Source organism: Streptomyces sp. NPDC053755 (assembly GCF_040677675.1).
In the GTDB taxonomy this organism is placed as follows: Bacteria; Actinomycetota; Actinomycetes; order Streptomycetales; family Streptomycetaceae; genus Streptomyces.
The window spans coordinates 1-16715 of sequence record NZ_JBFASK010000051.1 but is presented as its reverse complement, the minus strand read 5'-3'; the positions used below and the strand labels follow the sequence as shown (position 1 = coordinate 16715).

The window sequence follows — 16715 nt, the reverse complement described above, 5'->3', positions numbered from 1 at the left end:
GGCGCGACGTCACGACGCCAGCAGAGCCGCCTCGCGCTCCGCCGCGAGACCGAGCGACGGACGGTCCGGCCGCTGGGGCGCCGCGCCGCCGATCGACTCCAGCCACGCCCAGGTGTCGGCGACCGTCTCCCTCACCGGTCGGCACCGCAGCCCCGAGGCGACGGCCTTCGACACGTCGGCGGTGTGCATCGCGTCGTACAGCTCGCCCGGCGGGATCCAGACCGGCAGGTCGGACCAGGGTTCGACGCCCGCCGCCAGGATCGTCTCCGGGTCCGTCCAGCGCAGTTCCGCGTCCGAACCGGTGACCTGGACACAGGCGTCGAGGAGGTCGCCCATGGTGGTGTGCCCGGGAGGCGAGACCAGGTTGTACGGGCCGGAAAGCGCCGCCCCGGCCGCGTCGAGCGTCCACGCGGCGAGGTCGCGCACGTCGATGTACTGGAGCGGCAGCGTGCGCGGTCCCGGCGCGAGGACCGGTCCGCCCCGGGCGATCCGGCCCAGCCACCAGGGAAGCCGGCCGACGTTCTCGTACGGGCCGACGATCAGCCCCGCCCGGACGAAAAGGCTCCGGTCGGGGCCGAAGGCGTCGAGCGCCGCCAGCTCGCCGCCCCGCTTGGCCTGTGCGTACGGCACCTCACCGGCGTCCGGATCCCCCTCGGCCAGCGGTCCGTCCTCGCCCAGACCGGCCTTCGGCGGCCAGGCGTAGACCGAGCGGCTGGACACGTAGACGTACCGCCCCGCCCGGTCGGCGAGGAGCCGCGCCGCGTCCCGCACCGCAGAGGGCGACGACGACCAGGTGTCGACGACGACGTCCCACTCCCCGTCGGCGAGCGCGGCGAGCCCCTCGGACGGCGGCACGGTGCGGTCGCCGGTCAACGTGCGGACACCGGCCGGCGGTTCGTGGCGTCCCCGGTGGAAGACCGTCACCTCCGCGCCGCGAGCGAGCGCGGCCTCGGCCACGGCCCGTCCGACGAACTCCGTGCCACCCAGGATCAGAAGTCTCATGCCACGACTGTGCACCCGGGCGGGGCCGTTCCCCCACCCGTTCCGCCACGGGAGGAAAGGGGAACCGGGCAGGGGCGCGGGACAGGCCGTCCGGCGGGACCGCGGCCGGTGACGGGGAGAGGACGCGGGCGGGGACAGGCCGTCGGGCCGGGGGCGGCAGCCGGCGGAGGGGACAGGCCGTCAGGCGGGGGTGACAGCCGGCGGGGGAGACGGCGTCCGGCGGGACGCGGCCGGTGGTCTCCCGCACCGGACGGCGGGATGGCACCATGTCCGGACCATGACGGATGCCCGGTCGCCGATACGCGCGCTGCGAGCCGCCCTCTTCGCGGCGGTGTGCGTGACCTTGGCCGCCGTGGGGCATTCGTCCATGTCTGCGCACGCCATCGACCCCGGCCGCCTGTTCGTCGCCTTCGCCTGCACGACCGCCCTCGCCTGGACGGCGAGCGGCCGGCGCCGGGGGCCGTTCGCGATCGGAGCCGGCCTGCCGGCCGTCCAGTCGGCGCTGCACCTGGTCTTCGCGTGGGGAGAGTCGCACGCCGGCACCCCCCACGCGGGCGCGCCCGGTTCCGCCCACACGCCGACGGATCACCTGCTCATGGGGGAGCCGCCGGTGGGGCACACCTCCGCGGCTCGTCCGGCCGTGGGCGACGCGCCCACGGCCGACACGCTCCTGGACACGGCCCTGGGGACGGTCACCGGCCACACCTCCGTCGGCATGTTCGCCGCGCACCTCCTCGCCGCCGTGATCTGCGGCCTCTGGCTGGCCCGCGGCGAAGCCGCGCTCTTCGCCCTCGCCCGGGCCGTCGCGGCACGCACCTTCACCCCGCTGCGGCTGCTGCTCGCCGTCGCGCCCGTACCGGCGCCGCCGCGCCCACGACCCGGCCGCACGCGTCCGCACCACCACCACCGGCTGCGCGGCGTCGTCCTCGCGCACACCCTCTCCCGGCGCGGCCCGCCCCGCCTGTCCGCACCCCGCGCCACCGCCCTCGGAGTCCACGTCTGACCCGGGGGCCGATTCCCCCTGTCGACACCGACTCCGAGGACAGTCATGACCATCGACGATCCCGCACGCCCTGACACGGCCGAGCCGAGAACCACCGAGACCGCCACCGGCGCCCTCGCCGACCCCGCCACCGATCCGGTCACCGGGCCCCCCACCCGGCCGGCCGCCGAGTCCGGCCATGGGTCACGGCCCCGGGGCTGGAACGCCCTGCGCCCCCTCGTCCTGCGCCTCCACTTCTACGCCGGTCTGCTCATCGCCCCCTTCCTGCTCGTCGCCGCCACCAGCGGCATGCTCTACGCCCTCTCCTTCCAGGCGGAGAAGGTGCTGTACGCGCACGAACTGGAGGCCCCCGTCGGGGAGCGGACCCTGCCGCTGTCCCAGCAGGTCCACGCGGCCACGAAGGTGAACCCGAACGGCACCGTCACCGCCGTCTGGCCCTCCTCCGAACCCGGCGCCACCACCCGGGTCCTGATGGCCGACCCGGACGTCGAGGAGGGCAGGTCCCTCGCCGTCTTCGTCGACCCCTACACCGGCGAGATACGCGGACAACTGCCCAGCTACGGCAGCTCCGGAGCACTGCCGCTGCGCACCTGGATCGACGAACTCCACCGCGATCTGCACCTCGGCGACCTCGGCCGCCACTACAGCGAGCTGGCCGCCAGCTGGCTCTGGGTGGTCGCGCTCGGCGGCCTGGCCCTCTGGATCGGCCGTCGCCGGAAGAACCGCCGCGCCCTGTTCGTACCGGAACGCGGACCGAAGTCCCGCCGCCGCACCCTCTCCTGGCACGGCACGGTCGGCCTGGCGGCGGTGGCCGGGCTCCTGCTGCTCTCCGCCACCGGTCTGACCTGGTCGCGTTACGCCGGTGAGAACATCGACATGGTCCGCGCGCAGCTCGGCGGCGCCACCCCGTCCGTCTCCGCCGCGCTCGACGGCGCGGCGTCCGGCGGGTCCGGGGAGCACGCGGGCCACGGCTCCGGCCACGACGCCGGACCGGCCCGGGGCGCGGACGTCGGCATCGACAAAGCGGTCGAGGCGGCGCGCGCGGCCGGCATCGAGGGGCCGACGTCCGTCACCCTGCCCTCCGAGGGCAAGGGCTACGTCGTCAAGGAGACCGACGCGCGGTTCCCCGTCCACCTGGACTCGGTGGCCGTGGACCCGGCCGACGGCACGGTCATCGACGAACTCCGCTTCGCCGACTACCCGTTGCTCGCCCAGGCGACCCGGTTCGGCATCGACGCCCACATGGGCGTCTTCCTCGGACCGTTCAACCAGCTGGCACTCGCCGCCCTGGCGCTCGCGCTCATCGTGCTGATCGTCTCGGGCTACCGCATGTGGTGGCTGCGCCGCCCGGGCCGCCCGGCCGCGCGCGGGGCCTGGCGGAGCGTGCCGCCGACGATGCTGCTGCCGCTGCTCGCGGTCACCGCCCTGGCCGGCTGGTTCGTGCCGCTGCTCGGCCTGAGCCTGCTCGCCTTCCTGGTGGCCGACCTCGCGGCCGGAGCCGTGACGAAGGTGAGGTCCCGGGACCGGGACCTCACCCGCGAGGCCTGATCAGGGCGTGTACTTGTAGCCGACCCGCCGCACGGTCTGGATCGTGTGGCGGTGCTCGGCGCCCAGCTTGCGGCGCAGCCGGGCCACATGGACGTCGACGGTCCGGCCGTCGCCGACATGCCCGTACCCCCACACCGTGGTCACCAACTGGTCCCGGGTGTGCACCCGGTGGGGGTGGGCGACGAGGTGGGCGAGCAGTTCGAACTCGAGGTACGTGAGGTCCAGCGGCTCCCCGTCGACGACGGCGATCCGCTGGGCGCCGTCGATGGTGACCGGCCCCGGGTCGGCGACGGTCTCCGTGCCCGCCGCTGCCGCCAGGGGGTCACCGGCCGGGGACGGCACCGTCACCTGCTGGTCGGCCGGCACGAGGACGAGGTACCCGACCATCGGCGGCCGTCCGGGCAGCGTCGGCAGGGTGTGCGGCGGCGCGGGCAGCAGCGTGGCGCCGGGCGGCAGGAACTCCGCCACCCGGGAGAGTTCGGCGACCTCGTTCGGATCGACGGCCCGGAGTCGGTGGCGTCCGGGACGGACGGCGGTGAGGGGCGTACTCAGGGAGGCGCTCTGGGTGGGGGCCATGACGGATCAGCTCATTTCGCGCGAGGGAACGGACGGGGAGGCGTCGTACGTCGTGCGCGTGGGCCGAAGGCCGGGGATCGGACCGTACCGATCGGGGCTTTAGAGGGCCGACGCGTTCCTCACGCGCCGACAGCACCGGTCGAAGTCGTGGTGCTGACGGGAAGGCCAGAACGGCTCGAGGTCGTGACGACCCGTCGCGATGTCGTTCTGAGTGATGGCCATATCCCTAGTCTACTACTCGGGAATGCCTCCCGACCCCGCTTTACGGGCCGGATCGCCGACGGACCGGACACGTCCCCCGCCGGTCGCGGCGCCAAGTGCCGGGCCCGGCACGGCGGAAGGGCGCCCGCCGTGGTCACGGCGGGCGCCCTTCGGCGTCGTGCGGGTGCGGATCAGACCTGGCCGGCCTTCTCCAGGGCCTCGCAGCAGGTGTCCACCAGGAGGCGGGTCACCACGTACGGGTCGACGTTCGCGTTCGGGCGGCGGTCCTCGATGTAGCCCTTCTGGTCCTGCTCGACCTGCCACGGGATGCGGACCGAGGCGCCACGGTCCGAGACGCCGTAGGAGTACTCGTCCCACGGGGCGGTCTCGTGCAGGCCCGTCAGGCGGTCGTCGATGCCGGCGCCGTAGTTCTTGACGTGGTCGAGCGGCTTCGAGCCCTCGCCCAGCGACTCGGCCGCGGTGATGATCGCGTCGTAGCCCTCGCGCATCGCCTTGGTCGAGAAGTTGGTGTGCGCGCCCGCGCCGTTCCAGTCGCCCTTCACCGGCTTCGGGTCCAGCGTCGCCGAGACCTTGAAGTCCTCGGCCGTGCGGTAGAGCAGCCAGCGGGCCACCCACAGCTGGTCCGCGACCTCCAGCGGCGCCAGCGGGCCGACCTGGAACTCCCACTGACCCGGCATGACCTCGGCGTTGATGCCGGAGATGCCCAGACCCGCCTTCAGGCAGTTCTCCAGGTGCGCCTCGACGACGTCACGACCGAAGATCTCGTCGGCGCCGACACCGCAGTAGTAGCCGCCCTGCGGCGCCGGGAAGCCACCGACCGGGAAGCCGAGCGGACGCTCGCCGTCGAAGAAGGTGTACTCCTGCTCGATGCCGAAGATCGGCTCCTGCGCGGCGTACTTCGCGTACACCTCGGCCAGCGCGGCACGGGTGTTGGACTCGTGCGGCGTCATGTCCGTGTTCAGGACCTCGCACAGCACGAGGAGGTCGTCGCCGCCGCGGATCGGGTCCGGGCAGACGAAGACCGGCTTGAGGACGCGGTCCGAGGCGTGGCCCTTGGCCTGGTTGGTGCTGGATCCGTCGAAGCCCCAGATGGGAAGCTCGGCGAGGGTGGCGCCCGAACCCGCCATGATCTTCGTCTTCGAGCGAAGCTTCGCGGTCGGCTCGGTGCCGTCGATCCAGATGTACTCAGCCTTGAAGGTCACGGGCCTCATCCTTTGGGCATGCTGCTGCGGGGACGCGCGGCGGCTCGCGACGCTGCGAGAGCTGCGGTGTCGTGCTCGGTGTCTGCGCGCAGCTTCGCAACACGGGATTTCCCGCCCGTTGCCCGATTGTGAACCCCGTGTTACTCAGCCTTCCTGCGATTCCCGCGGAGGCTGTGCGATCACCCGCGCGCGCGGAGGCCGGACGGGCCCGGCCGCCCCGACCCGCCGTGCGACCTCGGCGTATGCGGTGCCGAGCGCCGCCGCCGCGCGCCCGAGGTGCGCGTCCGCGCCGGGGATCCGGCGCGGCGGACGACCGTGCCGGATCCGGTTCCCGGGGAGCCGGAACGCCCGCGGACCGGCCGTCCGCCCCCGCGCGGTCGGCGATCGGATCGCCGGGGTGGTGCCCCTCAGCGGGGAGCGGGACGACGAAGGCGGCTCCCGCGGAGTCGGCGGCGTACGGCATCGGCCCGTATCGCCCGGCGTGCCAAGCGAGGACCCGCAGCGTCTCCGCGAGCACGGATCCCGCGAGCCCGGACCCCGCACCCCTTCCCCCGGTTCCGACCCGTCCCGACGTCCGGCCGGCGCGTCGCGCCCCCCTCGGGACGGCTGCATCCGCCGGCCCCGACACGCCCCGAGCCGTCTCCACCAGCGCCGCCGGACCCTCCGCGCCCCCGGTCGCCGCCGTGGGCGCACGCCCGCCGGCCGCCGTGGCTCACCGTTCCGTGTGTCGTATACGGGGGTTCACCCGCGCGGCGCCCGTCCGCCGCAGCGGGCCCGGGCGTGTGCGCCGCACCCGGCCCCGGCCGGGTCACGGGCACGGCACCCGCCCGGGCCCGCTGCCGGACGGGACCGGCAGACTGGGGACATGACGAAGCTTCCGGGCGCCACGCCCCGTATCGGACTCCTCGGCACCGGCCCCTGGGCCGGGCGGACCCACGCGCCCGCGCTCGCCGCGCACGAGGGCGTGGAGTTCAGCGGGGTGTGGGGCAGACGGGCCGAGGCGGCGGCCGGGATCGCCGAGGCGTGCGGCACGCGGGCGTACGACGATGTCGACGCCCTCTTCGAGGCGAGCGACGCCGTGGCCTTCGCACTGCCGCCGGACATCCAGGCGCCGCTCGCGGCGCGTGCGGCCGCCGCCGGCTGCCACGTCCTCCTCGACAAGCCGGTGGCCACGACCGTCGCGGCGGCCAGGGAGGTGGCGGAGGCGGTCGAGAAGGCGGGCGTGGCCTCCGTCGTCTTCTGCACGCTGCGGTTCGCGGAGCCGACGGCGCGGTGGATCGACGAGCAGGCGGCGGCCGGCGGCTGGTTCCTTGGGGAGGCGCACTGGCTGGGCTCGCTCTTCGCCCCCGGCTCGACGAGCGAGTACGCCGCCTCACCGTGGCGGCGCGAGAAGGGCGGCCTGTGGGACGTCGGCCCGCACGTGCTCTCCGTCTACCTCCCCGTGCTCGGTGACGTCACCGGCATCAGCTGCGTGCGCGGCCCGGCCGACACCCGCCACCTGGTCCTGCGTCACGCCTCGGGTGCGAGCAGCACGGCCACGCTCACGCTGAGCGCCCCGCCGGGGGCCGCGGAGGCCGCGCTCACACTGCACGGCGAGCGGGGACGCGCGGTCATGCCGGGCTGGGACGGTGCCTTGGGGGCGCTGGGCGGGGCGGTCGACGCGCTCCTCGCCGCGGCGCGGACGGGGGTGCCGCACGGGTGCGACGCCCGGTTCGGTCTGCGGCTGACGGAGATCCTGACGGAGGCGGAGACGAAGGCGGCGTCGGAGGCGTAGGTGGTGGCGCCGGCGGCCGCCGCCGGCGCCACCACCGTCCGGGCTCAGCCGACGCGTTCGATCCGGGCCTTGCGGATCAGGAACTTCCCCGGTTCACGCACCTGCTCGAATGCCTCGTTGTTGAGCAGCACACAGCTGCCGGAGGCCGACGTGACCTCGACGGTGATCGATTTCGCGTTGTCGAGGTTGGTCACCCTGAGCCGCGTGCCCGGAGGGAACTGGCCGCTGGACGCGGCCGGTGCGCCGGCCTCGCCGGAGAGGGTGACGGTGGACCCGGCGCAGACGACGTCACCGGCCCCGTCGGCCGGGGGCGCCGAGGCGGGAGGGGCGGGCTCGGCCTCGGCCGGCGGAGCCTGGGTCTGCATACCGTCGTCGGCGTCACCCCCACCGCCGTTCCCGGCTCCGTTCCCCTTCCCGTTCCCGTTGCCGTTTCCCTTTCCGTTGCCGGCTCCGTTCCCTCCTCCGTTTCCGTTCCCTCCTCCGTTCGCGGCCTCGTCCGCGCCCTCGGCCTCGGCGCCGCACCCGGCCGCCGCCTGCTGCCGCCGGATCTCGGCGATCACCGCCTCACGGTTGGCGATGCGGGCCGCCGACAGCGCGTCCGGCCGGGCACGCTGGTCCGCGATGAACCGCTGGTTGTTCGCCAGCGCGGTGGCCATACCGTCGCAGGCGGCCGAGGCCTGACTCGTCCCCGTCAGCACCACCGCCGTGCCCCCGACGAGTACGAGGGCACCGGCCACCAGCGTGATCTTCTTCCTCCGGCTGAGCGTTCTCCTGCGTGACACGTGAGGCTCCGTTCGTTTCCTGTCGGTTCCTGTGGCGTCAGATACGAGGAGCGGGCCCGTTCCGCTCAATCGGAGGAGGTCCTTCAGTCGCCCAGGACCTCCCGCGGAGCCGTGCCCAGGGCCTGGAGAGCAGCGCCGTACAGCCGCTCGGGGGGCGTGGCATACCCCCCGACCAGGCCGTCCGCCCCCTCCGCCCCGACCGTGTCCGGATGCCGGAACCGGCCACCGAGCACCTCGGCCGCCTCGCTCCACCCGCCCGCCGTCACGCGGTCACCCCCGTCCCCTTCCCGGTTCCCGGCCTCCCCGCCCCGCTTCTCACCGCCCCAGGGCGTCCCGTACGGCCTCCTCGGACCGGCCGACCACCGCCGTGCCGTCGTCCGCCGTGATGATGGGCCGCTGGATCAGCCGGGGACGCGCGGCGAGCGCCTCCACCCACCGGTCCCGGTTCGCCTCGTCCCGGGGCCAGTCCTTCAGACCCAGCTCCCTGGCGTCGGCCTCCTGCGTCCTGGTGATGTCCCACGGCTCGAGCCCGAGCCGCTCCAGAACGGCCCGGATCTCGTCGGGCGTCGGTACGTCCTCCAGGTAGCGGCGCACGGTGTACCGGGCGCCCTCCTCGTCGAGCAGCTCGACGGCGGAGCGGCACTTCGAACAGGCGGGATTGATCCAGATCTCCATGGTGCGAACGGTACCCGCCGAGAGCCTCAAACCCGGTCTGGCCAGGGATGATTGTCAGTGGTGACGGGTAAAATCATGAGTGAAGGTGAGGGTCCCGGGGAGGGCCCTCACCCACCGTTCGCCAGGAGGTCGCCCATGGCCGTCGCCACGATCCGGACGCTGTCCCTCGAACCCTGGAAGCCCCTGCGGAAGCAGCCGCTCCCCGCGGGCCGACCCCGCGAGTGGTACGTCAGCCACAACCGCCGCCTGAAGGCCATGCGCCTCGCGATCGCCCTGCTCGACTCGGGCGTCTACGACCCCGCGAAGGCCGGCAACGCGAAGATACGCACCACCGCCGAGCAGCTCGGCATCCACCCGCCCTCCGACACCACCTGCCGCATGGTCCGCACCCTGATCCGCTACGGCCGCTGACGAAGGCCGCGTCCCGACCGATCGCGCACCCCAGGAGAACGGCGAAGGCCGCCACCCCTCGCGGAGGGGTGGCGGCCTTCGCCGCGCTGGTGCGTGCGTACGGCTTAGAGGTCGAAGTAGAGCTCGAACTCGTGCGGGTGCGGGCGCAGCTGGATCGGGGCGATCTCGTGCGTGCGCTTGTAGTCGATCCAGGTCTCGATCAGGTCGGAGGTGAAGACACCGCCCGCCTGGAGGTACTCGTTGTCCGCCTCCAGGGCGTCGAGGACCGCCGGGAGGGAGGTCGGCACCTGGGCGACGCCCGCGTGCTCCTCCGGGGCCAGCTCGTACAGGTCCTTGTCGATCGGCTCCGCCGGCTCGATCTTGTTCTTGATGCCGTCGAGGCCCGCGAGGAGCAGGGCGGAGAAGGCGAGGTACGGGTTCGAGGACGGGTCCGGGGCGCGGAACTCGACGCGCTTGGCCTTCGGGTTCGAGCCCGTGATCGGGATGCGCATGGCCGCGGAGCGGTTGCGCTGCGAGTAGACCAGGTTGACCGGGGCCTCGAAGCCCGGGACCAGACGGTGGTAGGAGTTCACCGTCGGGTTGGTGAAGGCCAGCAGCGACGGGGCGTGCTTCAGGATGCCGCCGATGTAGTAGCGGGCGGTGTCCGAGAGGCCGGCGTAGCCCTGCTCGTCGTAGAAGAGCGGGTCGCCGTTCGCCCACAGCGACTGGTGGACGTGCATGCCCGAGCCGTTGTCGCCGAAGATCGGCTTCGGCATGAAGGTCGCGGTCTTGCCGTTGCGCCAGGCGACGTTCTTCACGATGTACTTGAAGAGCATCAGGTCGTCGGCCGCGGCGAGCAGCGTGTTGAACTTGTAGTTGATCTCCGCCTGGCCGGCGGTGCCGACCTCGTGGTGCTGACGCTCGACCTGGAGGCCGACGTTCTCCAGCTCCAGGGAGATCTCCGCGCGCAGGTCGGCGAAGTGGTCCACCGGCGGGGCCGGGAAGTAGCCGCCCTTGTAGCGGACCTTGTAGCCCCGGTTGTCCTCCTCCTTGCCGGTGTTCCAGGCGCCGGCCTCGGAGTCGATGTGGTAGAAGCCCTGGTTCGCCGAGGTCTCGAAGCGTACCGAGTCGAAGACGTAGAACTCCGCCTCGGGGCCGAAGAACGCGGTGTCGGCGATGCCGGTGGAGGCGAGGTAGGCCTCCGCCTTCTTCGCGATGTTGCGCGGGTCACGGCTGTACTGCTCGCCCGTGATCGGGTCGTGGATGAAGAAGTTGATGTTCAGCGTCTTGTCACGGCGGAACGGGTCCAGGCGGGCCGTCGACAGGTCCGCGCGCAGCGCCATGTCCGACTCGTGGATCGCCTGGAAGCCGCGGATCGACGAACCGTCGAAGGCGAGCTCCTCGGACGGGTCGAACGCCGTCGCCGGGATCGTGAAGTGCTGCATCACTCCCGGAAGGTCACAGAAACGGACGTCGACCATCTTGATGTCGTTGTCCTTGATGAACTTCTTGGCCTCGTCGGCGTTCTGGAACATCCAACTCCTCCTACTCCCGGCCCGGGGAGGGGCGGGGTTGCAGCTCGGTCGTGCGGCCAGTGCGGTGGCACACGCTGGACCCGACCATAGGCAGACGGGATTTCTCAAGCATGACCCATTTGTTTCGCCCAAGTTAACCGGCGCGCGTGTGACCGGCGTCGCGGCGGGCCGGTCCGCACCCAGGCCGAAGTGATCAAAAGCGGGCACAGTACCGTGGACGCGTGGACAACAGGCAAGCATTGGGATCGTGGCTCTCGGGACCCCGCGCGGCGGCCGAGGACGCCGGTGTGGACTTCGGTTACCGGGGGGAGCAGCTGGGTCTGCCCGAGGAGGGGCCGGGCTCGATCGCCCGCCCCGGGCGGCGGATCGGGGCCCTCGCCGTGGACTGGGCGCTGTGCATGCTGATCGCATACGGCCTTGTCACGCACGGCTATGACCAGGCGACCGGCAACTGGGCCCTGGTCATCCTGCTCGCCGTGAGCGTGCTCACCGTCGGCACGGTCGGCTTCACCCCCGGCAAGCGGCTCTTCGGTCTGCGGGTGGCCTCCGTGCAGGGCGGTCGCCTCGGCTTCCCCCGCGTGGTGCTCCGCAGCGTGCTCGTCTGCCTGGCGATCCCGGCCCTGATCTGGGACCGCGACGGGCGCGGCCTCCACGACCGCCTCGCCGGAGCCGTCCAGGTCAGGATCTGACCGCCCGGCGGGCGGACCCGCCGCAGCGAGAGGGCGCCCCCGGAACCGCGCGGTTCCGGGGGCGCCCTCTTCGCGTGTGCGGGACCTCAGCGCATCTTTCCGCCGCGCGGCATCCGCATGCCCTTGGGCATCGGACCCTTCGGCAGCGGCATGTTGCTCATCAGGTCGCCCATCGCCCGGAGCCGGTCGTTGGCGACCGTCACCTGCGGGCCGGACAGCACCCGAGGCATCTTCAGCATGGTCGTACGGACCTTCTTCAGCGGCACCTGACCCTCGCCGTTGCCGACGACGATGTCGTGCACCGGAACGTCGACGACGATCCGGGCCATCCGCTTCTTCTCGGCCGCGAGCAGCGTCTTCACCCGGTTCGGGTTGCCCTCCGCCACCAGGACGATGCCGGCCCGGCCGACCGCGCGGTGCACGACGTCCTGGTTCCGGTTCATCGCCACCGCCGGGGTGGTCGTCCAGCCGCGCCCGATGTTCTCCAGCACCGCCGCCGCCGCGCCCGGCCGGCCCTCCATCTGACCGAAGGCGGCCTTCTCGGCGCGCCGTCCGAAGACGATCGCCATCGCCAGCAGGGCCAGAATGAAGCCCAGGATGCCGACGTAGACCGGGTGCCCGATCAGGAAGCCGATCGCGAGGAGGACACCGAGTACGACGATGCCCACGCCAGCGACGACAAGCCCGACCTTCGGGTCGGCCTTTCGGGTCATCTTGTACGTGAGGGCGATCTGCTTCAGTCGCCCCTGGTTCGCAGCGTCACCGCTGCCCGTGTTTGCCTTCCTCGCCATGTCCTGAAGTTTACGTGGCCCGCGAAGCGTGGCCAGCCACGGCCTCCATCACATGCTGGGCCTCGACCCGGTCCTTGGCCCGGCGGCGGTCCTCCAGGACGGAGGTCCACGCGTTACGGCGGGCGGTGCGCTGGCCTCCGGCCAGGAGCAGCGCCTCGACGGCCTTCAGGGCGTCGGTGACGGACGGGATCGCGGTGGCGCGGACATGTGTCGCGGCCTGCATGTGGGTCCTCCCTCGAGAACGGATGAGACGAGGTGGGGGAAGGCGAGGGGAGCGGCGGTCCGGGACAACCCTCCGTGACCCAAGGGTCACGGTTCGGTGTTACCAGCGCATGACCCGGTGGTCAAACACTGATGAAGCGTGGATGCGCGCGGCCGGGTGGCTCCGAAGACGCCGAAACGGCCCGTACGGCCTCCCTGACCTGCGGAGGCGTACGGGCCGCGTCGGATTCGGCCATTACTGGCCGGTAACTACTTGTGCGCGGATTCACATCGTCGGCGGGGCCGGCCGCGCCTCACCGGTCGAGCGTGGCCTCGCCGCGCTTCTCCATCGCCTGCTGGAAGAGACGCCCCGCCCGGTACGACGACCGCACGAGCGGACCCGACATCACGCCGGAGAAGCCGATCTCGTCGGCCTCCTCCTTCAGCTCCACGAACTCCTGCGGCTTCACCCAGCGCTCCACGGGGTGGTGCCGGACCGACGGGCGCAGGTACTGCGTGATGGTGATCAGCTCACAGCCCGCCTCGTGCAGCTGGCGCAGCGCCTCGCTGATCTCCTCGCGGGTCTCGCCCATGCCGAGGATCAGGTTCGACTTCGTGACCAGACCGTAGTCCCGCGCCTGCGTGATGACGTCGAGGGAGCGCTCGTAGCGGAAGCCGGGACGGATGCGCTTGAAGATCCGCGGCACCGTCTCGACGTTGTGCGCGAAGACCTCGGGGCGGGAGGCGAAGACCTCCGCCAGCAGCTCCGGCACCGCGTTGAAGTCGGGGGCCAGCAGCTCCACCTTCGTACGGCCGTCCGCGCGGTCCGCCGTCTGCTGGTGGATCTGGCGCACCGTCTCCGCGTACAGCCAGGCGCCGCCGTCCTCCAGGTCGTCGCGCGCGACGCCGGTGATCGTGGCGTAGTTCAGGTCCATCGTGACGACCGACTCGCCCACGCGGCGCGGCTCGTCCCGGTCCAGCGCCTCGGGCTTGCCCGTGTCGATCTGGCAGAAGTCGCAGCGCCGCGTGCACTGGTCACCGCCGATGAGGAAGGTGGCCTCGCGGTCCTCCCAGCATTCGAAGATGTTGGGGCAGCCCGCCTCCTGGCAGACCGTGTGCAGGCCCTCGCTCTTCACGAGACTCTGCATCTTCGTGTACTCGGGACCCATCTTCGCCCGGGTCTTGATCCACTCGGGCTTGCGCTCGATGGGGGTCTGAGCGTTACGGACCTCCAGGCGCAGCATCTTGCGTCCGTCGGGTGCGACTGCGGACACGACCGGCTCCCTGTAGCTTCGATTCTTCGGCGCCCACCAGGGTACGCCCGTTGGTTCGTACGTCTTTCCGTCTGGCCAACCTGTGGCCGAGGCCCGGCATTCCCCGCCGGCGCTTCCTAGGCGGAGGCGGAGGCGGGGAGAGGGGTGGCCGCGGGAGCGGGCGCGGCGGCCGGAGCCGTCTCGCGCACGACCTCGCGCGGCTTCGGCTCCGCGTTCTCCAGGACCGCCCTCAGGTGCTTCTCCACCACCGGCAGGACCTCCTCGATCGTGATGTCCCGGCCCAGCTCGTTCGCGAGCGAGGCCACGCCCGCGTCCCTGATGCCGCACGGGATGATCCGGTCGAACCAGGTGTTGTCGGGGTTCACGTTCAGCGCGAAGCCGTGCATCGTGACGCCCTTGGCGACCCGGATGCCGATCGCCGCCAGCTTGCGGTCCTCGCGGCGCTGGCCCGCGTTGGACGGGGCGTACTCAGGGCCGTTCAGACGGGGGTCGAACTCCTCGTCGTTGAGCCGCGGGTCGAAGTCGAGGGAGAGGCCGCCCAGCGAGGGACGCCGCTCCACCGGGTCGCCCAGCACCCACACGCCGCTGCGGCCCTCGATCCGGGTGGTCTCCAGGCCGAACTCGGCGGCCGTGAGGATCAGCGCCTCCTCCAGGCGGCGGACGTGCGCGACGACGTCGACCGGGCGGGGCAGCTTCATGATCGGGTAGCCGACGAGCTGGCCGGGGCCGTGCCAGGTGATCTTGCCGCCGCGGTCCACGTCCACCACCGGCGTACCGTCCAGGGGGCGCTCGCTCTCCGCCGTGCGCCGGCCCGCGGTGTACACGGGCGGGTGCTCCAGGAGCAGGCAGGTGTCCTCGGTCTCGTCGGCGAACCGGGCCGCGTGCACCTCGCGCTGCTTGTCCCAGGCCACCTGGTACTCGACGGCCTCGTCGCCGAAGCCCAAGCGGACGAATCGCAGCTCACTCACGGCAATGCCTCCTCCTGGGTGCCGGAGGCCGTGGTCCGGGGATCGTCCCGGGGGGCCGGCTCGGCACCCTGCGTCATTCGCGCCCATGCCACTGTACGGCCGCACCGGACACGCCCGTCCGGCAGGTGCGGGCGGGGGCCGACACGTCAGCGACCTCCCCAATCCTCACACGATCGGATGAATGTGGGGCGAAGGTGGCGGTACGGGCGGTGAGGGCCGCTAAATTCGCGCCGTTCCATGAGGGTCCACGAGGGCTGCCACCCGGGCCCGGAAGGCAGGAGACCGCACAGCTGATGACGGAACGACCCCCGCAGCGCATCCCGAACCGCCAGCTCGCCGCACTCATCGCCGAAGCCGGGTTCTCCAACGCGGGCCTGGCCAGGCGGGTGGACCAGCTCGGTCTGGAGCACGGCCTCGACCTGCGGTACGACAAGACCTCGGTGACCCGCTGGCTGCGCGGTCAGCAGCCGCGCGGCACCACCCCGGCCCTGATCGCCGAGGTCTTCACCCGGCGCCTCGGCCGCCGCCTCTCGGCCCAGGACCTCGGCCTCGACGCCTGCGCGCCGGTCTACGCCGGTCTGGAGTTCGCGGCGACGCCGGAGGAGGCGGTCGACATCGTCAGCGGGCTGTGGCGCAAGGACTCGGGCAGCCACGCCGAGCTGCGCAAGATCGCCTTCACCCCCGCGGGTCTGGTCGTCCCCAGCCGGGACTGGCTGATCGGCCGCGCGGACGAGCGGGTGGCCCGGGGGGACGGGTACGCGGCCGGAAGGCCGGGACAGGACCCCCGCCCCGCCCCGGAGCGGCGTCCCGGGGCGGAGGGCCGGCTCGGCGGCCTGGAGGGACGCCTGGGCGCCGAACGGCACGGAGGCGCGGACGGCAGGACCGGCACCGACGTCCGGGCCGCCGAGGGTTCGGCCCGCGGCCCGCAGGACGCCCGCGTCCCGCCTCAGGGCCGTTTCTCCGTCCCCCGCCAGCGCGGCACCGACCGGGGGCCCGGTCAGCGGGTCTCCAGCGGGGACATCGCCGCCCTGCGCTCGGTCGGCGAACTGTTCCGCACCCTCGACCACGCCTACGGCGGCGGTCACGCACGCCAGGCACTCGTCCGCTACCTCGAGCACGAGGCCGAGCCGATGCTGCGGGGCACCTACGGCGAGTCCGTGGGCCGCCGGCTCTTCGCCGCCGCGGCGGACCTGACACGGCTGGCCGGCTGGACCTCCTTCGACATCGCCGCGCACGGCCTGGCGCAGCGGTACTTCGTCCAGGCGCTGCGGCTCGCCCAGGCGGCCGGCGACCGCGCCTACGGCTCGTACGTCCTGATCACGATGAGCCGGCAGGCGGTCTATCTCGGGCACGGGCGCGAGGCCGTGCAGCTCGCGCGGGTCGCCCAGCAGGGCGTCGGCGCGTCGGCGCCGCCCGTCGTCCAGGCGCTGCTGCACGCGGTGGAGGCGCGCGGGCACGGCGTCCTCGGCGAGGCACGGGCGAGCAGCGCGTCGCTCGCGCGGGCCGAGCGCGCCCTCGAAGCGGCCCGGCCGGGGGACGAGGTGCCCTACTGGGCGCGCTCGTTCGACGAGGCCCAGCTCGCGGACGAGTTCGGGCATTGCCACCGCGATCTGCAGCAGTACCGCTCGGCGGCGCAGCACGCCGAACGCTCCCTCCAGCTGCGCGCGCCGGGCTTCGCGCGCAGCCGCCTCTTCTGCCGCGTGGTGCTGGCCTCCGCCCGCCTCGGCCTCGGCGAACTGGACCAGGCCTGCGCCCTGGGCGCCGAGGCCGCCCAACAGGCCTCCGAGATGCGCTCGGCCCGCGCGATCGAGTACGTCCGCGACTTCGAGCGCCGCCTGGAGCCCTACCGCGACGCGGCGGCCGTCCGCACCTACCGCGACCGGGTGGCCGCGATCGGCTGACGGGCCGGCGGGCCGGACGGGAGCGCCGGCCCGGCGCACGGCCGGGGTGCCGCCCCGTACCTCCGGTCGGTCCCCGTTCAGGCGCCCGGGTTCCCGTCCGCCCGGCGGGGGCCCTCCGCCGGCGGGAGGTGCCCCACCAGCGGGGCGATTCGGCGGGGAGCGGTGCCTCCTGGACGCCCCGC

At 73.0% G+C, this 16715-nt stretch carries 17 protein-coding genes; 6 read left to right on the top strand and 11 right to left on the bottom strand.

Going from position 1 to position 16715, the window contains the following annotated elements; translation table 11 throughout:
* Window positions 1-9 precede the first annotated feature (9 nt).
* A complete protein-coding gene (locus tag AB0K65_RS30175) occupies window positions 10-1002 on the bottom strand; it encodes an NAD-dependent epimerase/dehydratase family protein (protein WP_365722089.1) in 993 nt (330 codons plus the stop codon).
* A gap of 367 nt (window positions 1003-1369) precedes the next feature.
* Here AB0K65_RS30175 and AB0K65_RS30170 point away from each other — a divergent pair, with 367 nt between their 5' ends.
* A complete protein-coding gene (locus tag AB0K65_RS30170; protein ID WP_365722087.1) occupies window positions 1370-2005 on the top strand; it encodes a hypothetical protein in 636 nt (211 codons plus the stop codon).
* 45 nt (window positions 2006-2050) lie between these two features.
* A complete protein-coding gene (locus AB0K65_RS30165) occupies window positions 2051-3553 on the top strand; it encodes a PepSY domain-containing protein (RefSeq protein WP_365722085.1) in 1503 nt (500 codons plus the stop codon).
* Here the strand turns inward: AB0K65_RS30165 and AB0K65_RS30160 are convergent, their stop codons facing one another.
* Both AB0K65_RS30160 and glnII read right to left on the bottom strand, forming a co-directional pair.
* A complete protein-coding gene (locus tag AB0K65_RS30160; RefSeq protein ID WP_365722083.1) occupies window positions 3554-4129 on the bottom strand; it encodes a winged helix-turn-helix domain-containing protein in 576 nt (191 codons plus the stop codon).
* Between the two features lie 392 nt (window positions 4130-4521).
* Window positions 4522-5553 carry a glutamine synthetase gene (gene glnII, locus AB0K65_RS30155; protein WP_365722081.1) on the bottom strand — a complete coding sequence of 344 codons (1032 nt, stop codon included), beginning with the start codon at window positions 5551-5553 and terminating at the stop codon, window positions 4522-4524.
* Window positions 5554-6418: 865 nt separating this feature from the next.
* On the opposite strand from glnII, the gene AB0K65_RS30150 reads away from it, so the two are divergent.
* Window positions 6419-7327, top strand: coding sequence for a Gfo/Idh/MocA family oxidoreductase (locus tag AB0K65_RS30150; protein ID WP_365722079.1), 909 nt, complete (start codon window positions 6419-6421; stop codon window positions 7325-7327).
* A 44-nt stretch (window positions 7328-7371) separates the two neighbouring features.
* On the opposite strand, the gene AB0K65_RS30145 is transcribed toward AB0K65_RS30150, so the two are convergent.
* From AB0K65_RS30145 to AB0K65_RS30135, 3 genes are all read right to left on the bottom strand, one after another.
* On the bottom strand, window positions 7372-8109 hold the full coding sequence (locus AB0K65_RS30145; protein WP_365722077.1) for a hypothetical protein: 738 nt from the start codon (window positions 8107-8109) through the stop codon (window positions 7372-7374).
* An 83-nt stretch (window positions 8110-8192) separates the two neighbouring features.
* Entirely contained in the window at window positions 8193-8375 is a 183-nt protein-coding gene (locus tag AB0K65_RS30140) for a hypothetical protein (protein ID WP_365722115.1), read from the bottom strand.
* Window positions 8376-8424: 49 nt separating this feature from the next.
* Window positions 8425-8784, bottom strand: coding sequence for an ArsC/Spx/MgsR family protein (locus AB0K65_RS30135; protein WP_365722075.1), 360 nt, complete (start codon window positions 8782-8784; stop codon window positions 8425-8427).
* A 135-nt stretch (window positions 8785-8919) separates the two neighbouring features.
* On the opposite strand from AB0K65_RS30135, the gene AB0K65_RS30130 reads away from it, so the two are divergent.
* On the top strand, window positions 8920-9195 hold the full coding sequence (locus AB0K65_RS30130; RefSeq protein WP_365722073.1) for a hypothetical protein: 276 nt from the start codon (window positions 8920-8922) through the stop codon (window positions 9193-9195).
* Between the two features lie 104 nt (window positions 9196-9299).
* Here the strand turns inward: AB0K65_RS30130 and glnA are convergent, their stop codons facing one another.
* Window positions 9300-10709 (bottom strand): type I glutamate--ammonia ligase, encoded by a 1410-nt coding sequence (gene glnA / locus AB0K65_RS30125; RefSeq protein WP_365722071.1) that lies wholly within the window; start codon window positions 10707-10709, stop codon window positions 9300-9302.
* A gap of 221 nt (window positions 10710-10930) precedes the next feature.
* On the opposite strand from glnA, the gene AB0K65_RS30120 reads away from it, so the two are divergent.
* Entirely contained in the window at window positions 10931-11398 is a 468-nt protein-coding gene (locus tag AB0K65_RS30120) for an RDD family protein (protein ID WP_365722069.1), read from the top strand.
* An 86-nt stretch (window positions 11399-11484) separates the two neighbouring features.
* Here AB0K65_RS30120 and AB0K65_RS30115 read toward each other — a convergent pair whose 3' ends face one another.
* The 4 genes from AB0K65_RS30115 to lipB all read right to left on the bottom strand — a co-directional run bounded on the left by AB0K65_RS30115 (window position 11485) and on the right by lipB (window position 14632).
* Complete coding sequence (locus AB0K65_RS30115; protein WP_365722067.1) at window positions 11485-12189, bottom strand: DUF4191 domain-containing protein; 705 nt, start codon at window positions 12187-12189, stop codon at window positions 11485-11487.
* 10 nt (window positions 12190-12199) lie between these two features.
* On the bottom strand, window positions 12200-12412 hold the full coding sequence (locus tag AB0K65_RS30110) for a hypothetical protein (protein WP_137994733.1): 213 nt from the start codon (window positions 12410-12412) through the stop codon (window positions 12200-12202).
* 292 nt (window positions 12413-12704) lie between these two features.
* A complete protein-coding gene (lipA, locus tag AB0K65_RS30105; RefSeq protein ID WP_365722064.1) occupies window positions 12705-13664 on the bottom strand; it encodes a lipoyl synthase in 960 nt (319 codons plus the stop codon).
* Between the two features lie 116 nt (window positions 13665-13780).
* The gene (gene lipB, locus AB0K65_RS30100) at window positions 13781-14632 is read right to left on the bottom strand and encodes a lipoyl(octanoyl) transferase LipB (protein WP_365722062.1); all 852 of its coding nucleotides are present in this window, start codon (window positions 14630-14632) and stop codon (window positions 13781-13783) included.
* 293 nt (window positions 14633-14925) lie between these two features.
* Between lipB and AB0K65_RS30095 the strand changes: the two genes are divergently transcribed.
* Window positions 14926-16533, top strand: a complete 1608-nt coding sequence (locus AB0K65_RS30095; protein ID WP_365722060.1) for a regulator — start codon at window positions 14926-14928, stop codon at window positions 16531-16533.
* Window positions 16534-16715: the final 182 nt, after the last annotated feature.

Coding starts and splice junctions, on each gene's coding strand:
- AB0K65_RS30170 (WP_365722087.1), top strand. CDS start 1,370: ATGTCTGCGCACGCCATCGACCCCGGCCGCCTGTTCGTCGCCTTCGCC.
- AB0K65_RS30150 (WP_365722079.1), top strand. CDS start 6,419: ATGACGAAGCTTCCGGGCGCCACGCCCCGTATCGGACTCCTCGGCACC.
- AB0K65_RS30135 (WP_365722075.1), bottom strand. CDS start 8,784: ATGGAGATCTGGATCAATCCCGCCTGTTCGAAGTGCCGCTCCGCCGTC.
- AB0K65_RS30130 (WP_365722073.1), top strand. CDS start 8,920: ATGGCCGTCGCCACGATCCGGACGCTGTCCCTCGAACCCTGGAAGCCC.
- glnA (WP_365722071.1), bottom strand. CDS start 10,709: ATGTTCCAGAACGCCGACGAGGCCAAGAAGTTCATCAAGGACAACGAC.
- AB0K65_RS30165 (WP_365722085.1), top strand. CDS start 2,051: ATGACCATCGACGATCCCGCACGCCCTGACACGGCCGAGCCGAGAACC.
- AB0K65_RS30115 (WP_365722067.1), bottom strand. CDS start 12,189: ATGGCGAGGAAGGCAAACACGGGCAGCGGTGACGCTGCGAACCAGGGG.
- AB0K65_RS30110 (WP_137994733.1), bottom strand. CDS start 12,412: ATGCAGGCCGCGACACATGTCCGCGCCACCGCGATCCCGTCCGTCACC.
- AB0K65_RS30175 (WP_365722089.1), bottom strand. CDS start 1,002: ATGAGACTTCTGATCCTGGGTGGCACGGAGTTCGTCGGACGGGCCGTG.
- AB0K65_RS30160 (WP_365722083.1), bottom strand. CDS start 4,129: ATGGCCCCCACCCAGAGCGCCTCCCTGAGTACGCCCCTCACCGCCGTC.
- AB0K65_RS30095 (WP_365722060.1), top strand. CDS start 14,926: ATGACGGAACGACCCCCGCAGCGCATCCCGAACCGCCAGCTCGCCGCA.